Raw genomic sequence first — 17,036 nt, 5'->3', positions numbered from 1 at the left:
GCGCTATTGGACTGGCGCTACTCGATCGAATACGAGATATACGCGGAATTTCTCCATCGCTACGAAGCCGGCGTAATGCACAACACCGAGCACTGGTTCAGCCTGCAGGTCCCCGAAGCCATCGACGTGGTGCTCGCGCCGCGCGAGCACACCGCGTTTTTATGGCTGCCGTACGAAGAGGCGGCAGCGCGCTGTTTTTCTTCGTCGAATGCGGACGCGATCCTGCAGTTGCCGCGCCGCCTCGCCGCGCGCATGGCCAGCGCGTCGCCCGATTTTCAACTCGACTCGCAGGCCAGCCCGCGAGCCGGGGAGCGTGGCCAGTGAGCGCAGGCGGCGCGGGTCGTTTCGCGCGACTGCGGCACACGCTACTTGGCCGCCGTTACTGGCAGCGCTACCGCTTCACCAGTAACAACGAGGTCAAGCTGCTGCGCTCCGGCACTCAGTTCTTCGACGCGCTAATCGAGCGTATCGACGCCGCCGCGCAAAGCGTCGCGCTAGAAACCTACATCTTCTGCGGTGACGAAGCCGGTCAGGCGGTCAACGATGCGTTACTGCGCGCAGCCTCACGCGGCGTCAGAGTGCGCGTGATTACCGATGGCATCGGCACCGCGCGCTTGAAGATGTTCGAGCAATGGCCGCTCGCCGGCATCGACCATCGCATCTACAACCCGCATCTGTTCGGCCGCTTCGGCTTTTCGCGCACCCATCGCAAGCTCGCGGTGATCGACGATCAGTACGCGTATTGCGGCGGCATCAACATCGTCGACGACTACGAGAACAACGGCGAGAAACTGCCGTACCGGCGCTGGGACTTCGCGGTCGAGTTGCGAGGGCCGGTGGTCTCCGACGTGCGCGACGCGTTCAACGTGCAGTGGCACCGGATTCGCGTCGGTCATCGGTCGCTCGACTCGATGAAGCCCAACCTCGAGCCGCACGACGCCGCGTCTCTCGGCAGCCTGCGGCGGCGCCGGCGTCGCCGCAACCTGGAGTTGCGGGCGGGCGGCGAGCCGTGCGTCGCCTTCGTCGCGCGCGACAACCTGATCAACCGCCGTGCGATCGAAAAGGCGTATCTCGCCGCAATCGGCCAGGCGCGCCACGAAATCCTGCTCGCCAACCCGTACTTCATGCCGGGGCGCAAGCTGCGGCGCGCGCTGGTATTCGCGGCGCGGCGCGGCGTGATCGTGAAGCTGATCATCGGGCGCAAGGAGTTCAAGGCGCTCGACTACGCGGTGCCCTTCCTGTATCACGCGCTGCTGCGCGCGGGCGTGCAGATCGCCGAGTACGAGAAGACGCTGCTGCACGGCAAGGTCGCAGTGGTCGATTCGAACTGGGGCACCGTCGGTTCGTCGAATCTCGATGCGCTCAGTTTGATGCTGAACAACGAAGCAAACGTGGTGATCGTGAACGATCCGGCCATCGGCGGCCTGCGCGACGCGATCCTCGGCGCGTTCGCGGACGCGCGCCCGATCGATGAAGCGCACTATGCGTCGCGTTCGGCCCGCGTGCGCGCGATCAGCTGGATCGCGTACACCAGCTACCGCGTTGCGATGAAGCTGCTGACGGTGGGCGGCTATGACTAGCGTCCAGAAGAGCCTGCGCTTGCTGCATCATGTCGGCGCCAACACGGTAATCGGAGCAATCGACGCCGCGCGCACGCAAGCGTCGCCCGCAACGAACGACGAACCGCGGCGAAAAGAAGAAAGAAAAAGAACAGACGGGGCAAACCCTGCGAGAACACGAGCGCGCTGATCCGCAACCATCGATTCAAGGCAAACGCCTCTAAAAATAAGATTGATCTGATTGTCGAAAGCCGCAAAATTAGGAACCGGTTAGACACCGGTTTCTAATAAAGTCCTTGTTTAGCGGACGGCAGCACTCAATAATAGTACGGCCGTTCGCTTTTAATTCTGGTCACATTAGAACGGTAAAACAGCCATGCGAAAAGGCGAACAAACGCGAGCCGCGATTCTCGATGCAGCACTCGATCTGGCAAGCCGCGACGGACTCGAAGGTCTGACGATTGGCTTGCTCGCGGACCGTATGCAGATGAGCAAAAGCGGCGTGTTCGCGCATTTCGGGTCGCGCGAGGACCTGCAGGTCGAGGTCGTGCGCGAATATCACCGCCGTTTTGAAGACGAGGTGTTCTACCCGAGCTTGCGCGAACCGCGCGGTCTGCCGCGCTTGCGGGCGATGATTTCCCGCTGGATCGAAAAACGCATCCAGGAAGTCACGACCGGCTGCATCTACATCAGCGGCGCTGTCGAATACGACGACCGCGCGGACAGCCAGGTGCGCGAGCAACTGGTGTCGAGCGTCACGATGTGGCGGGCGGCACTGACGCGGGCGATTTCGCAGGCGATGGACGAGGGGCATCTGCGCGCCGACACCGACCCGCAGTTGATGCTGTTCGAACTGTATAGCGTCACGCTCGGCCTGCACCATGACGCGCGCTTCCTGCATCTGCCGGATGCGGTGCGTCTCACGTGGGCCGCGCTGGAAAAACTGATTAACTCGTATCAGAGCGAAAGCCGTTAGCGGCGTCGCCGGCATGCCCGGAAAGACGGCGCAGAAGTCCATCCGCGGACTCGGTCAACGGCTTGGCTTCTAGTCAAAACTTGGGAGGGAGAGTCATGGGACAGTACTCCGCGCCGTTGCGCGACATGCAATTCGTGTTGCACGAACTGCTCAACGTCGAAGCCGAACTGCGGCACATGCCGAAGCATACGGATCTCGACGCCGACACGATCAATGCGGTGCTCGAGGAAGCCGGCAAGTTCTGCTCCGAAGTGCTGTTCCCGCTCAACCATAGCGGCGACCAGGAAGGCTGCACATACGCTGGCGACGGCGTCGTGACCACGCCGAAGGGTTTCAAGGACGCGTATCGGCAATACATCGACGCCGGCTGGCCGGCGCTCGGCTGCGATCCGCAATACCGCGGCCAGGGGCTGCCCGCGTTCGTCAACAATGCGCTGTATGAAATGCTGAACTCGGCGAACCAGGCGTGGACGATGTATCCGGGCCTGTCGCACGGCGCGTACGAATGCCTGCACGCGCACGGCACGCCGGAGCTGCAACAGCGTTATTTGCCGAAGCTGGTCGCGGGCGTTTGGACCGGCACGATGTGTCTGACCGAGCCGCATTGCGGCACCGACCTCGGCATCCTGCGTACCAAGGCAGAGCCCAACGGCGACGGTTCGTATTCGATCAGCGGCACGAAGATCTTCATTTCCAGCGGCGAGCACGATATGACGGAGAACATCGTGCATCTGGTGCTCGCGCGCCTGCCGGATGCGCCGCAGGGCACCAAGGGCATTTCGCTTTTCATCGTGCCGAAGTTCATCCCGAACGAAGCGGGCGATCCGGGCGAGCGCAACGGCGTGAAGTGCGGCTCGATCGAACACAAGATGGGCATCCACGGCAACGCGACCTGCGTGATCAATCTCGACAACGCGAAAGGTTGGCTCGTCGGCGAGCCGAACAAAGGCCTGAGCGCGATGTTCGTGATGATGAACGCCGCGCGTCTCGGCGTCGGCATGCAGAGCCTCGGGCTCACCGAAGTCGCGTATCAGAACGCGCTCAGCTACGCGAAAGAGCGCCTGCAGATGCGTTCGCTGACCGGGCCTAAGGCGCCGGACAAGCCCGCCGATCCGATCATCGTGCACCCGGACGTGCGCCGGATGCTGCTCACGCAGAAGGCCTACGCCGAAGGCGGCCGCGCATTCTCGTACTGGGCGGCGTTGCATATCGATAAAGAGCTGTCGCACGCGGACGACGCTGAGCGGCAGGAAGCGGCCGATCTGGTTGCGCTGCTCACGCCGATCCTGAAGGCGTTCCTGTCGGACAACGCGTTCGAGGGCACCAACCACGCGATGCAGATCTACGGCGGCCACGGCTTCATCGCCGAATGGGGCATGGAGCAGTACGTGCGCGATGCGCGCATCAACATGATCTACGAAGGCACCAACGGCATTCAGGCGCTCGACCTGCTCGGCCGCAAAGTGCTCGGCGACATGGGCGCGAAGATAAAGAAGTTCGGCAAGCTGGTTGCCGGATTCGTCGAAGCCGAAGGCATCAAGCCGGACATGCAGGAGTTCGTGAACCCGCTCGCCGACCTCGGCGAGAAGGTGCAGAAGCTGACGATGGAAATCGGCATGAAGGCGATGCAGAACCCGGACGAAGTCGGTGCCGCCGCCGTACCGTATCTGCGCACCGTCGGCCATCTGGTGTTCTCGTACTTCTGGGCGCGCATGGCGCGCATCGCACTGGACAAAGAGGCATCGGGCGACCCGTTCTACAAGGCCAAGCTTGCCACCGCGCGCTTCTACTTCGCGAAGTTGCTGCCGGAAACGGCGATGACGATTCGCCAGGCGCGCGCCGGCTCGAAGCCGATGATGGACGTGGAAGAAGCGTTGTTCTGACGCTCACGCATCGACATTCACGCGAGGCGCCGCGCATGCATCGAAGCACGAAGCCAGCGCGCGTTGCTCCAGCTGCACATCACGACACACATCGCGCGAAGCATCGATAGGTCTTCGCGCCACCGAAAACTCTCCGGAGAAAACGACGTGAGCAATCTGATCATTCGCAAGGTAGCCGTGCTCGGCGCCGGCGTGATGGGCGCGCAGATCGCCGCGCACCTGATCAACGCCAAGGTGCCGGTGCTGCTGTTCGACCTGCCCGCAAAGGAAGGTCCGAAGAACGCGATCGCGCTGAAGGCGATCGACAATCTGAAGAAGCTGTCGCCGGCGCCGTTCGGCGTGAAAGAGGACGCGCAATACATCCAGCCTGCGAACTACGACGACGACATCGCGAAGCTCGCCGACTGCGACCTCGTGATCGAAGCGATCGCCGAGCGGATGGACTGGAAGCACGACCTGTACAAGAAAGTCGCGCCGCATATCGCGCCGCATGCGATCTTCGCGACCAATACGTCGGGGCTGTCGATTACCGCGCTGTCCGAAGGTTTCGCGGATGACCTGAAGGCGCGCTTTTGCGGCGTGCACTTCTTCAATCCGCCGCGCTACATGCATCTGGTCGAACTGATTCCGACCGCGGCGACGCGCCCGGAGATTCTCGATCAGCTTGAAACCTTCCTGACCAGCGTGGTCGGCAAGGGCGTCGTGCGCGCGAAGGATACGCCCAATTTCATCGCGAACCGGGTCGGCATTTTCTCGATCCTCGCGGTGATCACCGAAGCCGCGAAGTTCGGTCTGCGCTTCGACGAAGTTGACGATCTGACCGGCGCGCGCCTCGGCCGCGCGAAATCGGCGACGTTCCGCACCGCCGACGTGGTCGGTCTGGACACGATGGCGCACGTGATCAAGACGATGCAGGACACGCTGCCGGACGATCCGTTTTTCCCGATATACGAAACGCCGGCCGTGCTCGCCGAACTGGTGAAGAAGGGCGCGCTAGGCCAGAAAACAGGCGGCGGCTTCTACAGGAAAGAAGGCAAGGCGATCAAGGTGCTCGATCCGGCCACCGGCGAGTACGTCGACGGGGGCGCGAAGGCTGACGACATCGTCGGCCGCATTCTGAAGCGCCCGGCCGCCGAGCGTCTGAAGCTGCTGCGCGAAACGCAGCATCCGCAGGCACAGTTCCTGTGGGCGATCTTCCGCGACGTCTATCACTACATCGCGGTACATCTGGAGTCGATCGCCGACAACGCGCGCGACGTCGATTTCGCGATCCGCTGGGGCTTCGGCTGGAACGAAGGGCCGTTCGAAAGCTGGCAGACGGCCGGCTGGAAACAGGTCGCCGAGTGGGTGCAGGAAGACATCGCGGCGGGAAAGGCGCTCGCCAACGTACCGCTGCCGCAGTGGGTGCTCGAAGGCCCGGTCGCCGACAACGGCGGCGTGCACAGCAACGAAGGCTCGTGGTCGCCGGCCACGAAAGCCTTCGTGCCGCGCTCGTCGCTCGACGTGTACCGCAAGCAGTTGTTCCGCGCGCCGCTCGCCGGCGAAGCCGGCGCCGATCCGAAGACCTATGGCAACACGCTGTTCGAGACCGATGCGGTGCGTGCATGGGTCGACGATCGCGCGGGCGAGGACGACGTGCTGATCGTGTCGTTCAAGAGCAAGATGAACACGATCGGACCGGCGGTGATCGACGGTCTCACGCAGGCAATCGAACTGGCCGAGAAGGACTACAAGGGGCTCGTCGTGTGGCAGCCGGCTTCGCTGAAGCTCGGCACGCCGGGCGGCCCGTTCTCGGCGGGCGCGAACCTCGAAGAGGCGATGCCGGCGTTCATGATGGGCGGCGCCAAAGGTATCGAACCGTTCGTGAAGAAATTCCAGCAGGGCATGCTGCGGGTGAAATACGCGAACGTGCCGGTGATCGCGGCGGTGTCGGGCATCGCGCTCGGCGGCGGCTGTGAGCTTGCGCTGCATAGCGCGAAGCGGGTCGCGCACATCGAGAGCTATCTCGGTCTCGTCGAAGTCGGCGTGGGTCTGGTGCCGGCGGGTGGCGGCCTGAAGGAGGCGGCGCTGCGCGCGGCGCAAGCCGCGACGCAGTTCGGCGCGACCAGCGATCTGCTGAAGTTCTTGCAGAAGTCGTTCGAAAACGCGGCGATGGCAAAGGTGTCGGCCTCCGCGCTCGATGCGCGCGCGATGGGCTATCTGCAGCCGTCGGACACGATCGTCTTCAACGTGTTCGAACTGCTCGACGTCGCGAAGAAGGAAGCACGCGCGCTCGCCGCGGCCGGTTACCGTCCGCCGCTGCGCGCGGTGCAGGTGCCGGTCGCGGGGCGCTCGGCGATTTCGACGATCAAGGCGTCGCTCGTCAACATGCGCGACGGCCGCTTTATCAGCGAGCACGATTTCCTGATCGCCAGTCGCATCGCGGAAGCGGTATGTGGCGGCGACGTCGAAGCGGGCAGCCTCGTCGACGAGGAATGGCTGCTGCAACTGGAGCGCCGCGCGTTCATCGATCTGCTCGGTACGCAAAAGACGCAGGAACGGATCATGGGCATGCTGCAGACCGGCAAGCCGGTGCGCAACTAGGCTGGGGAAACCAAATGGCAAAGCAATTGCAAGACGCATATATCGTCGCCGCGAGCCGTACGCCGGTCGGCAAGGCGCCGCGCGGCATGTTCAAGAACACGCGTCCCGACGAGCTGCTGGTTCACGCGATCCGATCGGCTGTCGCACAGGTGCCGGGTCTCGACACCAGCGTAATCGAGGATGCGATCGTCGGCTGCGCGATTCCGGAAGCGGAGCAGGGCCTGAACGTCGCGCGGATGGGCGCGTTGCTGGCCGGCCTGCCGAATACGGTTGGCGGCGTCACGGTGAACCGCTTCTGCGCGTCGGGTCTGACCGCGCTCGCGATGGCGGCGGATCGCATTCGCGTCGGCGAATCGGACGCGATCCTCGCCGGTGGCTGCGAGTCGATGAGCATGGTGCCGATGATGGGCAACAAGCCGTCGCTGTCGCCGCATATCTTCGATCGCAGCGAAGACGTCGGCATCGCGTACGGGATGGGGCTGACCGCCGAGAAAGTCGCCGAGCGCTGGAAGATCAGCCGCGAAGCGCAGGACGCGTTCTCGGTCGAATCGCACCGCCGCGCGATCGCCGCGCAGCAGGCCGGCGAATTCAACGACGAAATCGCCGCATACACGATCACCGAGCGCTTCCCCGATCTCGCCAGCGGCGAGGTCAGCGTCAAGACGCGCGAGGTGTCGCTCGACGAAGGTCCGCGCGCCGATACGTCGCTCGAAGGCCTCGCCAAGTTGCGCGCGGTGTTCGCGAACAAAGGCTCGGTCACGGCCGGCAACAGCTCGCAGACCTCGGACGGCGCGGGCGCGCTGATCGTCGTGTCGGAGAAGATCCTCAAGCAGTTCAACCTGACGCCGCTCGCGCGCTTCGTCAGCTTCGCGGTGCGCGGCGTGCCGCCCGAAATCATGGGCATCGGTCCGAAGGAAGCGATCCCGGCCGCGCTGAAGGCGGCGGGCCTGAAGCAGGACGACCTGGACTGGATCGAGTTGAACGAGGCGTTCGCCGCGCAGTCGCTCGCGGTGATCCAGGATCTCGGCCTCGATACGTCGAAGATCAACCCGCTCGGCGGCGCGATCGCGCTCGGCCATCCGCTCGGCGCGACCGGCGCGATTCGTGCTGCGACCGTCGTGCATGGGCTGCGCCGCCGCAACTACAAGTACGGGATGGTGACGATGTGCGTCGGCACCGGCATGGGCGCGGCGGGCATCATCGAGCGGCTGTAGGCAGGTTCGCGGTGCTCCACCCGGCGATCGCTCGTGCCGCGACGCGCCATGCAACGGTTCGCAGGCCGCCTGACTTGCGAACCGTTTTCACATTCAGCAGCAGCGAAAGGAGACAACGGGATGACGACGGATATTCTGATCGAGCGCGCCGACGCGGTGCTGACGATTGCCTTCAACCGGCCCGGCAGGAAGAACGCGATCACGGCCGCGATGTATCAGGCGATGGCCGATGCGCTCGTCGACGCGCAGCGCGACGCGTCGGTGCGAGCGATCCTGATTCGCGGCAGCGCGGGCATTTTCACCGCCGGCAACGATCTCGAAGACTTCATGAAGACGCCGCCGGCCGGTGAGGACGCGCCGGTGTTCCAGTTCCTGCGCGCGATCAGCTCGGCGGAAAAGCCGGTGGTGGCGGCGGTCGCGGGCCCGGCGGTGGGCATCGGCACGACCTTGCTGCTGCACTGCGATCTGGTCTACGCGGCGGACACCGCGAGCTTTTCGCTACCGTTCACGCAGCTCGGGCTGTGCCCGGAAGCGGCGTCGAGCCTGCTGTTGCAGCGCGTCGCCGGCTACCAGGCGGCGGCCGAAAAGCTGCTGCTCGGCGAGGCGTTCGACGCGGCCGAAGCGCATCGGATAGGCTTCGTGAATCGCGTGCTGCCGGCGGGTGAGGTCGAATCGTTCGCGGCTGCGCAGGCGGACAAGCTGGCTGCGCTGCCGGCTTCGTCATTGCGCGTGACCAAAAGTTTGATGAAGCGCGCAAGCCAGCAGGAGTTGCGCACGCAGATCAGCGAGGAAGCGGTGCACTTCGGCAAGATGCTGCTCGCGCCGGAAGCGGCCGAGGCATTCAAGGCATTCTTCGAGAAACGCAAGCCGGATTTCCGGCAGTTTGATTGATACGGGTGCCGCGCTGGCTGCGCTGGCCGTTGTTGGTCTGCGCTTCGAGCGCTCAAGACTGCGGCCGCGCCGTGTCGTAATCCACATAGCTCGATTCGCGGCAGAAGCTCACGAGCCGCACGCCAGCCTCGCGCGCAATCGCAATCGCGAGCGACGACGGCGCCGAGATCGTCGCGACCATCGGCACGTCGACGCGCGCGGCCTTGCGCACCAGCTCGTAGCTCGCGCGGCTCGACAGGAACACGAAACCGTCGCGTGTGTCTGCGCGGGCGAGCACGAGCTGGCCGATCAGCTTGTCGAGTGCGTTGTGGCGGCCGACGTCCTCGAACGCGTAGCGGATCGCACCTGCCGCATCGCACCACGCGGCCGCATGCAGGCCGCCTGTGAGCCGCGTGAGCGCCTGATGCTCCGGCAGCGTGCGCGCCGCGCGGGCGATCGCATCCGGCGCGAGACGTTGCAGAAAGCCGGTGTCCGGCACGCGCTCGGGCTTCAGATCGAGCAGATCGATGCTTTCGATTCCGCATACGCCGCAACCGGTGCGCCCGGCCAGCGCGCGGCGCTTCTGCTTCAACGCGACGAAGGCCTGCTGCACCACCTGCAGATGGACTTCGGCATGGGGCAACTCGCCGTGGCCGTGCCATTCGACCTCGATATCCTGGATGTCGCTGCCGCGCTCGACGATACCTTCCGAAATCGCGAAGCCGACTGCGAACGCTTCCAGATCGCGCGGCGTGCACATCATCACCGCGTGCGAAATGCCGTTGAAGACGAGCGCGACCGGCCACTCCTGACCGATGTGATCGGTGACGGTCTCGATTGCCCCGCCGCGATGGCGGTGCACTTCCCGCGACACCGCGCCGGGTTGTTCGCCGCCGTCGTCGGCGGCGGCCGTGTTGGTTTGGGCATCCGTCTGACCAGCACCACGCCCGTTTTCCTGTCCGTTCAAGCTGCTTCACTCCTGTGCATACCAATGCGCATCAGCGCCGGCCCCGGTTGCCGCGGGCGGCGTGCGCGTCGCGGCGCTCACCGCAAGGCCGTCGGGCCTGCGGCGCGCGAATAAGGTTCTAAAATACCTCAAGCGACGCCCGCATGCTGTCCGCCACCGAGAAGGAGCACTGTCATGGGACTCAACGAAGCACCGCTTCTGTTCGACTTCGAAGTCGCGTCTTCGGAGAATTTCACCTATATCCCGATGTCGGTGCGCTTCAATCTCGACCGCTTCGGGCTGCGCATTTCGCTCGACCAATGGCAACGACTGCCGCTCGAAGACCGTAAGCTGCTCGCGCGTTTTCCGGTCGACGATGACGATCAGATCGAGCCGAACTTCGATCACGCTTTATTCGAGATGCTGCGCACTCACGCGAATGTCGAGCCCGAGTGGTTCACGCCTGACGAAGCGCCGGCGTGGCGCCGCACCGACAGTGTGCCCGAAGGTGTCGTGCATCAGGCGGGGCTCGCGGGTCTTGGCGCGCCGAGCGTCGCCCGCTGGGCCGAGCTCGATCCTTTCAAGCGCTACGTGCTGGCCAAGCTGTCGCGCAAGCCGGAAGCAAACCACGACTTCGTCCCGGCGATGAAGGAATTTGGCGCGGCTGGCTAAGCGCGGCTGGCCAAGCGGGGCTGTCCAGGCGGGGCTGGCCAAGCGCGGCCGGAAAAGCCCGGCGGAAAACCCCGGCCGGAAAAGCCCGGCCGACACGCCCGGCGCCCCACCAGGGCCGGACAAACACGACTGGCCGAGCACGACTGGCTGACGGCGGCGGCCGGACGCGGCCGGCTAAGTCGCGGCCAGGTGCGGATCAGCTGCCGCCAAGCTGCGGCCACCCGCGCACCGCCATTCCGCTCTTCCTTATCGTTTTTTTTGTTCATACCCTTAACTCGCTTCCGAACGCTGCCGATATCCAAGGGTTGGCCTGCAAAAATTCATATCGACGCGCGCCGACACACCGACAGCGAGCGCGCGCTCGCGTCCCCGGCCCGATTGACGTTCGGAACCCATGATTCCTTTCTTATCGAAGCGGCTGCTGATCAATATCGCGGTCGTCGTCGTCGCGGTCGGCGCAAACGCATTCGTTGCTTACACGCAGATTCGCGGACAACGCGACGCCGATGCACGTTTGCAGCACTCGACGAGCGTGCGCCAGAACCTCGACGCCTATCACGCCGCGCTCGATGACGCGCTTCGCGCGCTGCGCAGGCTGAAGGCGTCAGGCGAGCCGGTGCCGCCCGACGCCGCTGCTTCGGTCACGAAGACGCTGAGGAGCCGCGAGCACGAACTGCGCGACGAACTCGCGAGCGAGCCTTGGATGGCCGGCGCGCTCGGGCGCCTTAGCGCGGCACGGCACGCGCTGCAACACGACATCGAAGACACGCTGAAGCAACGCGCGGTTGCCGGACCTGATGCGGCGTCGAAGATGGCGTCGAGTGCGGCGTTGAGCGCGCTATCGACCGAAGCGCAAAGCAACCTGTCGGGCAACACGCGAGCCGACGTACTCAACGATGTACCCACGGACGCAGCCCACGACGTACCCACGGACGTACCCAGCGATGTACCCAACAGCGCACCGGCCAGAGCCCCGGCCGACACCGCTGCCGCCCGGATTCCTCTCGCTCACGGTCTCGACCGCGTCGAAACGGCGCTCGCGGCGCTGCGCGCCGACGAAACCCGCGCATTGGAGACCTCGCTCGCGGCGTCCGCGAGCGATAGTCAGCGCGCGATGTTCGCGCTGATCGTGACGATGCTCGCCGGCAGCGCGCTGCTCATCATGACGTTGGGCGCGCGCGAGAACAGCGCGCGCGAAAAACTTCGCCGCGCCCGCGCGCTGGTGCGCAACGAGCGGCGCTTTCGCAGCCTGTTCGACGATCATTCCGTGCCGATGTACATCTACGATTGCGAGACGATGCGCTTTCTTGCCGTCAACGCGGCCGCGATCCAGCAATACGGTTACACGGAAAGCGAGTTTCTGAACATGACGCTCGACGCGATTCGGCCGAGCGCCGAGATCGCGCGTCTGAACAGGCATCTGCTGCGCAGCCACGGGGTCCGCCACGGTCATACGTTGGCGGGCGTCTGGCGTCATCAGCGCAAGGACGGCTCGACAATCAGCGCCGACGTGTCGTATCACGCGCTCAACTTCATGGGACGCGATGCGCTGCTGGTGCTTGCGGACGATGTGACCGACCAGATCAACGCGGAAGCCGAAGCGCAGCGCTCGAACCAGATGCTCGAAGCGGTGATCGACAATATTCCGCAGCGCATCTTCTGGAAGGATCTGGACTCGCGCTACCTCGGCTGCAACATGGCGTTCGCGCTCGACGCGGGGCTCGCGTATCCGGAGCAGGTGGTCGGCAAGAGCGATGCCGAATTGCCGTGGAGCGCGTTCGCCGATCTGCTGATCGAGCATGATCGCGAAGTCGTGAGCACCGGCGTGCCGAAGATGCACTTCGAAGTCGAGCTCGTGATCGACGGCGAGTACCGCACACGGGTGACCAGCGAGCAGCCGTTCACCGACAACGACGGCCGCGTGATCGGCGTGCTCGGTTCATACACCGACGTGACCGAGCGCAAGCGTGCGGACCTCGCGCTGCGTCTGCAAAGCCGCGCGCTCGACGCGAGTGTCAACGCGATTCTGATCACCGCGCCGTCGCCGTCCGGCAATCTGATCGAATACGTGAACCCGGCGTTCATGCGCATCACCGGCTATGATCCGGCCGAAGTGATCGGCCACGACTGCCGCGTGCTGCAACGCGACGACCGCGAGCAGGAAGGCGTCGCGCTGATCCGCGAGGCGCTGGCGGGTAACCGCGAGGTGAGCGCGGTGGTGCGCAACTATCGCAAGGACGGCGCGCTGTTCTGGAATCAGCTGTTCATCGCGCCGGTGCCGAATGCCGATGGCGTGATCACGCATCATATCGGCGTGATCAACGACGTGACCGAGCTGATCCGCTATCAGGAGCAGCTCGAATATCAAGCCAACTACGACGGCCTCACGCGTTTGCCGAACCGCAACCTGCTGCGCGACCGGCTCGAACATGCGCTCGTCGTCGCGCGACGGCATCACAGCGGTGTCGCGGTCGCGTTCCTCGATCTCGACGGGTTCAAGAACGTCAACGACAGCCTCGGTCACAGTGTCGGCGACCGGCTGCTCGGCGTGGTCGCCGAACGGCTCACACGCTGCTCGCGCACCAGCGACACGGTCGCGCGCCACGGCGGCGACGAGTTCGTGATCGTGATGACCGATACCCTCGACGAAAAATCGCTGATCGCGTGGATGGAGCGTGTGCGCATATCGATCGCCGAGCCGGTGTGGCTCGACGGCAACGAGTTGTACGTGGGCTGCAGCATGGGTGTCAGCCTGTTCCCGCAGGACGGCGACGACGCGGAAACGCTGATGAAGAAAGCCGACGTGGCGATGTACCGCGCGAAGGACATGGGCCGCAACACGTTCCAGTTCTATCAGCCGGAAATGAACGCGAGCGCCGGCGCGCGCCTGAACCTGGAGCGGCGCCTGCGCCGCGCGCTGCGCGACAACGAGTTCCTGCTGCACTATCAGCCGCAGGTCGATATAAGCAGCGGCCAGATCGTCGGCGTCGAGGCGTTGGTGCGCTGGGACGATCCGGAAGTCGGGCTGGTGCCGCCGTCGTCGTTCATTCCGCTCGCCGAGGACAGCGGGCTGATCGGTCCGCTGTCGGAGTGGGTGCTGCGTGAAGCGTGCCGTCAGAACAAGGCGTGGCAAGACGAGGGGCTGCCGCCGGCGCGGGTGTCGGTCAATCTGTCGGCGCGCGTGTTCCAGCAGCGCGATATCGCCGAGCTGGTCAAACAGGTGTTTGCGGAGACCGGGCTCGAACCCAAGTACCTCGAACTGGAATTGACCGAAAGCACCATCATGCGCAACGCCGAAGAGGCGGTGTCGATGCTCAACGAATTGCACGCGCTCGGCATCGGTCTTGCAATCGACGACTTCGGCACCGGCTATTCGAGCCTCAGCTATCTGAAGCGCTTCCCGGTGGACCGGCTGAAGATCGACCGCTCGTTCGTGTCGGATATCGGCGTATCGGTCGACGGCGAAACCATCACGTCGGCGATCATCGCGCTCGCGCATTCGCTGAAGTTGCAGGTGATCGCCGAGGGGGTCGAGACGTCGGCGCAACTGGAGTTTTTGAAAAAGCGCGAGTGCGACGAGATGCAGGGGTTCTATTTCGCGAAGCCGCTATCGACGCAGGCGATTTCCGAACTGCTGCACGGCGGGCTGATGCGCGAGTTGGAGACGGCCTAGACTGCAGCGGTGCGGGGCGCGCGGTCTGTTAATCCAGTGCGGGCAGCGCGCGCGGACGGCGGTCGCTGTCGGTGGCGACGTAGGTCAGGATCGCTTCCGTCACCTTGACGACTTCCTGCGCGAGACGCATCCGCTGTGCGTACACCTCGACCGACACCGTCACCGACGTGTTGCCGGTCTTCACGATATCCGCGTAAAAGCTCAGTAGATCGCCGACGAACACCGGCTGCTTGAACAGGAACGAGTTGACCGCGATGGTCGCCACCCGCCCGTTCGCGCGGCGGCTCGCCGGGATCGAGCCGGCAATGTCGACCTGCGCCATGATCCAGCCGCCGAACACGTCGCCGTGGATGTTCGCATCCGACGGCTGCGGCATCACACGCAGTGCGCAAGATTTGGCCGGAAGTTGAAGAAGATCATCGGTCATCAGGACATCCTTGAGAAGCGCATACACGCGGATTTACGGATTGCCGGACCGTGCGGCGACTCGCGAACGGCGGGCCGCGCAGCCCATGAAAAGCGGCGCCAGCCGGCTTCTGCGACAATACGACGATCAGGAATTGTACGGGAAAGCGCCCAGCGAAGCGCGTGACCCGCTTGCCGTGGCGGCCGCAAGGCCGGCCGGCTCGCACGGGTCGTCGAGTGGGCCGAGTGCCCCGCGCCGCTGCGAACTCCGTCAATTTCATCTTCGCCCACGATCCATGCGCCGCGCCCCTTCTTCCGAACCCTCGCCGATTTCCACCCAGCCCCGCAACGACTGGCAGACGATCCTGTCGCTGCTGCCGTATCTCGCCACTTATAAATGGCGGGTCGGCTTCGCGCTCAGTTGCCTGATCGGCGCGAAGGTCGCCAACCTCGGCGTGCCGATCGTGATGAAGCGCATCGTCGACAGCCTCGCGTCGGTCCGGCATCTGACCGCGCTCGGCCGCGCGCACGACGCGCCCGCTATCGTGCTGCTCGGCGGCATCGGCTTGCTGGTGGTCGCATATGCGGTGGTGAGGCTGTCTACCTCGCTGTTCACCGAACTGCGCGAGATCCTGTTTTCGAAAGTGACCGAAAGCGCGGTGCGCGCGCTCGCGCTGAAGGTGTTTCGGCATCTGCACGAGCTGTCGCTGCGTTTTCACCTCGAAAGACAGACCGGCGGGATGTCGCGCGACATCGAACGTGGCACCCGCGGCATCACACAACTGATTTCGTATTCGCTGTACAGCATCCTGCCGACGCTCGTCGAAGTCGGCCTCGTGCTCGGCTTTTTCGTCGTCAAATACGAGGCCTATTACGCGATCGTCACGTTCGTCGCGCTGGCGGTGTACATCGCGTTCACGGTGAAGGTGACCGAGTGGCGCACGCATTTTCGCCGCACGATGAACGAGCTCGATTCGAAAGCGAATTCGCGCGCGATCGATTCGCTGCTCAACTACGAGACCGTCAAATACTTCGGCAATGAGGAATGGGAAGCGAGCCGCTACGACGAAAACCTCAAGCGCTATCGCGCGGCGGCGATCAAGTCGCAGCGTTCGCTGTCGGCGTTGAACTTCGGGCAGCAGGCGATCATCGGCACCGGGCTTGTGTTCATCCTGTGGCGCGCGACCCAGGGCGTGATGGCCGGGCGCCTGACACTCGGCGATCTGGTGCTGATCAACACGTTCATGCTGCAGCTGTATATTCCGCTGAATTTTCTCGGCGTCGTTTATCGCGAGCTGAAGCAGAGCCTCACCGACATGGACCGCATGTTCTCGCTGCTCGGCGCCCCGCAGGAAGTGCCCGACGCAGCGGATGCGCCGGCCTTGCAGGTGAGCGGCGCGCAGGTGCGCTTCGAGCACGTGAGCTTCTCGTACGAATCCGCGCGGCCGATCCTGCACGACGTCAGTTTCACGATCGCGGCCGGCACCACGACCGCGGTGGTCGGCCATAGCGGCTCGGGGAAGTCGACGCTCGCGCGGCTGCTGTTTCGCTTCTACGATCTGGATCGCGCTGCGGGCGGCGCGATCCGGATCGACGGACAGGACATCCGCGATGTCACGCAGGATTCGCTGCGCGCGTCGATCGGCATCGTGCCGCAGGACACCGTGCTGTTCAACGATTCGATCTACTACAACATTGCGTATGGCCGTCCGTCGGCGACGCGCGACGAGGTGATCGCGGCGGCGCGCGCCGCGCATATCCACGACTTCATCGAAAGCTTGCCGAAGGGGTACGACACGCCGGTCGGCGAGCGCGGGCTGAAGCTCTCGGGCGGCGAAAAGCAGCGCGTCGCGATCGCGCGGACGATCCTGAAGAACCCGCCGATCCTGCTGTTCGACGAGGCGACGTCCGCGCTCGATTCGCGTTCGGAGCGCGCGATCCAGCATGAACTCGACCAGATCGCACGCGAACGCACGACGCTGATCATTGCGCACCGGCTCTCGACGGTCGTGCACGCGCAACAGATCATCGTGATGGACAAGGGACGTATCGTGGAGCGCGGCACGCACGCTGAGTTGCTGCGCGCGAACGGGCTGTTTGCGCAGATGTGGGCGCTGCAGCAGCGCGCGGCGCAGACGCCGGAGGTGGTGGAAGCGGCGATCGGCGAAGTTCGGGCGGAGACGGGCGCGCGGTAGGCGCGACCGCTACGCCGAACCGCAGCAGGGCCAAACCGCAGCAGGGCCAAACCGCAGCAG

12 protein-coding genes are annotated in these 17,036 nt (G+C 64.6%); 10 read left to right on the top strand and 2 right to left on the bottom strand.

Annotation, left to right across the window (positions count from 1 at the left end):
* The 7 genes from nudB to VGH68_RS17065 all read left to right on the top strand — a co-directional run.
* Positions 1 to 324 (top strand): dihydroneopterin triphosphate diphosphatase (gene nudB / locus VGH68_RS17095; protein WP_331604841.1); only part of this gene is annotated, 324 nt, incomplete at its 5' end.
* Positions 321 to 1,580: a cardiolipin synthase ClsB gene (gene clsB, locus VGH68_RS17090; protein ID WP_414696956.1), complete on the top strand. Its 1,260-nt coding sequence runs from the start codon at positions 321 to 323 to the stop codon at positions 1,578 to 1,580. The genes nudB and clsB, both read left to right, overlap by 4 nt.
* 355 nt (positions 1,581 to 1,935) lie before the next feature.
* A complete protein-coding gene (locus tag VGH68_RS17085) occupies positions 1,936 to 2,535 on the top strand; it encodes a TetR/AcrR family transcriptional regulator (protein ID WP_331604840.1) in 600 nt (199 codons plus the stop codon).
* A gap of 95 nt (positions 2,536 to 2,630) precedes the next feature.
* Entirely contained in the window at positions 2,631 to 4,418 is a 1,788-nt protein-coding gene (locus tag VGH68_RS17080) for an acyl-CoA dehydrogenase C-terminal domain-containing protein (RefSeq protein WP_331604839.1), read from the top strand.
* Positions 4,419 to 4,565: 147 nt separating this feature from the next.
* A complete protein-coding gene (locus tag VGH68_RS17075) occupies positions 4,566 to 7,001 on the top strand; it encodes a 3-hydroxyacyl-CoA dehydrogenase/enoyl-CoA hydratase family protein (RefSeq protein ID WP_331604838.1) in 2,436 nt (811 codons plus the stop codon).
* A gap of 14 nt (positions 7,002 to 7,015) precedes the next feature.
* Positions 7,016 to 8,215, top strand: a complete 1,200-nt coding sequence (locus VGH68_RS17070; RefSeq protein ID WP_331604837.1) for an acetyl-CoA C-acyltransferase — start codon at positions 7,016 to 7,018, stop codon at positions 8,213 to 8,215.
* A gap of 120 nt (positions 8,216 to 8,335) precedes the next feature.
* Positions 8,336 to 9,106 carry an enoyl-CoA hydratase gene (locus VGH68_RS17065; RefSeq protein ID WP_331604836.1) on the top strand — a complete coding sequence of 257 codons (771 nt, stop codon included), beginning with the start codon at positions 8,336 to 8,338 and terminating at the stop codon, positions 9,104 to 9,106.
* 52 nt (positions 9,107 to 9,158) lie between these two features.
* On the opposite strand, the gene fdhD is transcribed toward VGH68_RS17065, so the two are convergent.
* The gene (gene fdhD, locus VGH68_RS17060) at positions 9,159 to 10,052 is read right to left on the bottom strand and encodes a formate dehydrogenase accessory sulfurtransferase FdhD (protein WP_414696955.1); all 894 of its coding nucleotides are present in this window, start codon (positions 10,050 to 10,052) and stop codon (positions 9,159 to 9,161) included.
* 174 nt (positions 10,053 to 10,226) lie between these two features.
* On the opposite strand from fdhD, the gene VGH68_RS17055 reads away from it, so the two are divergent.
* Together VGH68_RS17055 and VGH68_RS17050 are read left to right on the top strand one after the other, a co-directional pair.
* Positions 10,227 to 10,703, top strand: a complete 477-nt coding sequence (locus tag VGH68_RS17055; RefSeq protein WP_331604835.1) for a nitrate reductase associated protein — start codon at positions 10,227 to 10,229, stop codon at positions 10,701 to 10,703.
* Positions 10,704 to 11,097: 394 nt separating this feature from the next.
* Positions 11,098 to 14,376 (top strand): sensor domain-containing protein, encoded by a 3,279-nt coding sequence (locus VGH68_RS17050; RefSeq protein ID WP_331604834.1) that lies wholly within the window; start codon positions 11,098 to 11,100, stop codon positions 14,374 to 14,376.
* Positions 14,377 to 14,404: 28 nt separating this feature from the next.
* On the opposite strand, the gene VGH68_RS17045 is transcribed toward VGH68_RS17050, so the two are convergent.
* Positions 14,405 to 14,803 carry an acyl-CoA thioesterase gene (locus tag VGH68_RS17045; protein WP_331604832.1) on the bottom strand — a complete coding sequence of 133 codons (399 nt, stop codon included), beginning with the start codon at positions 14,801 to 14,803 and terminating at the stop codon, positions 14,405 to 14,407.
* Positions 14,804 to 15,077: 274 nt separating this feature from the next.
* Between VGH68_RS17045 and VGH68_RS17040 the strand changes: the two genes are divergently transcribed.
* On the top strand, positions 15,078 to 16,976 hold the full coding sequence (locus VGH68_RS17040; RefSeq protein ID WP_331604831.1) for an ABC transporter ATP-binding protein/permease: 1,899 nt from the start codon (positions 15,078 to 15,080) through the stop codon (positions 16,974 to 16,976).
* Positions 16,977 to 17,036: the final 60 nt, after the last annotated feature.

The sequence above is a fragment of the Paraburkholderia sp. genome, assembly GCF_036488505.1.
Taxonomy (GTDB): domain Bacteria; phylum Pseudomonadota; class Gammaproteobacteria; order Burkholderiales; family Burkholderiaceae; genus Paraburkholderia.
Note: the sequence above shows the minus strand (reverse complement) of the source record. Positions and strands in the feature narration are given on the sequence as shown.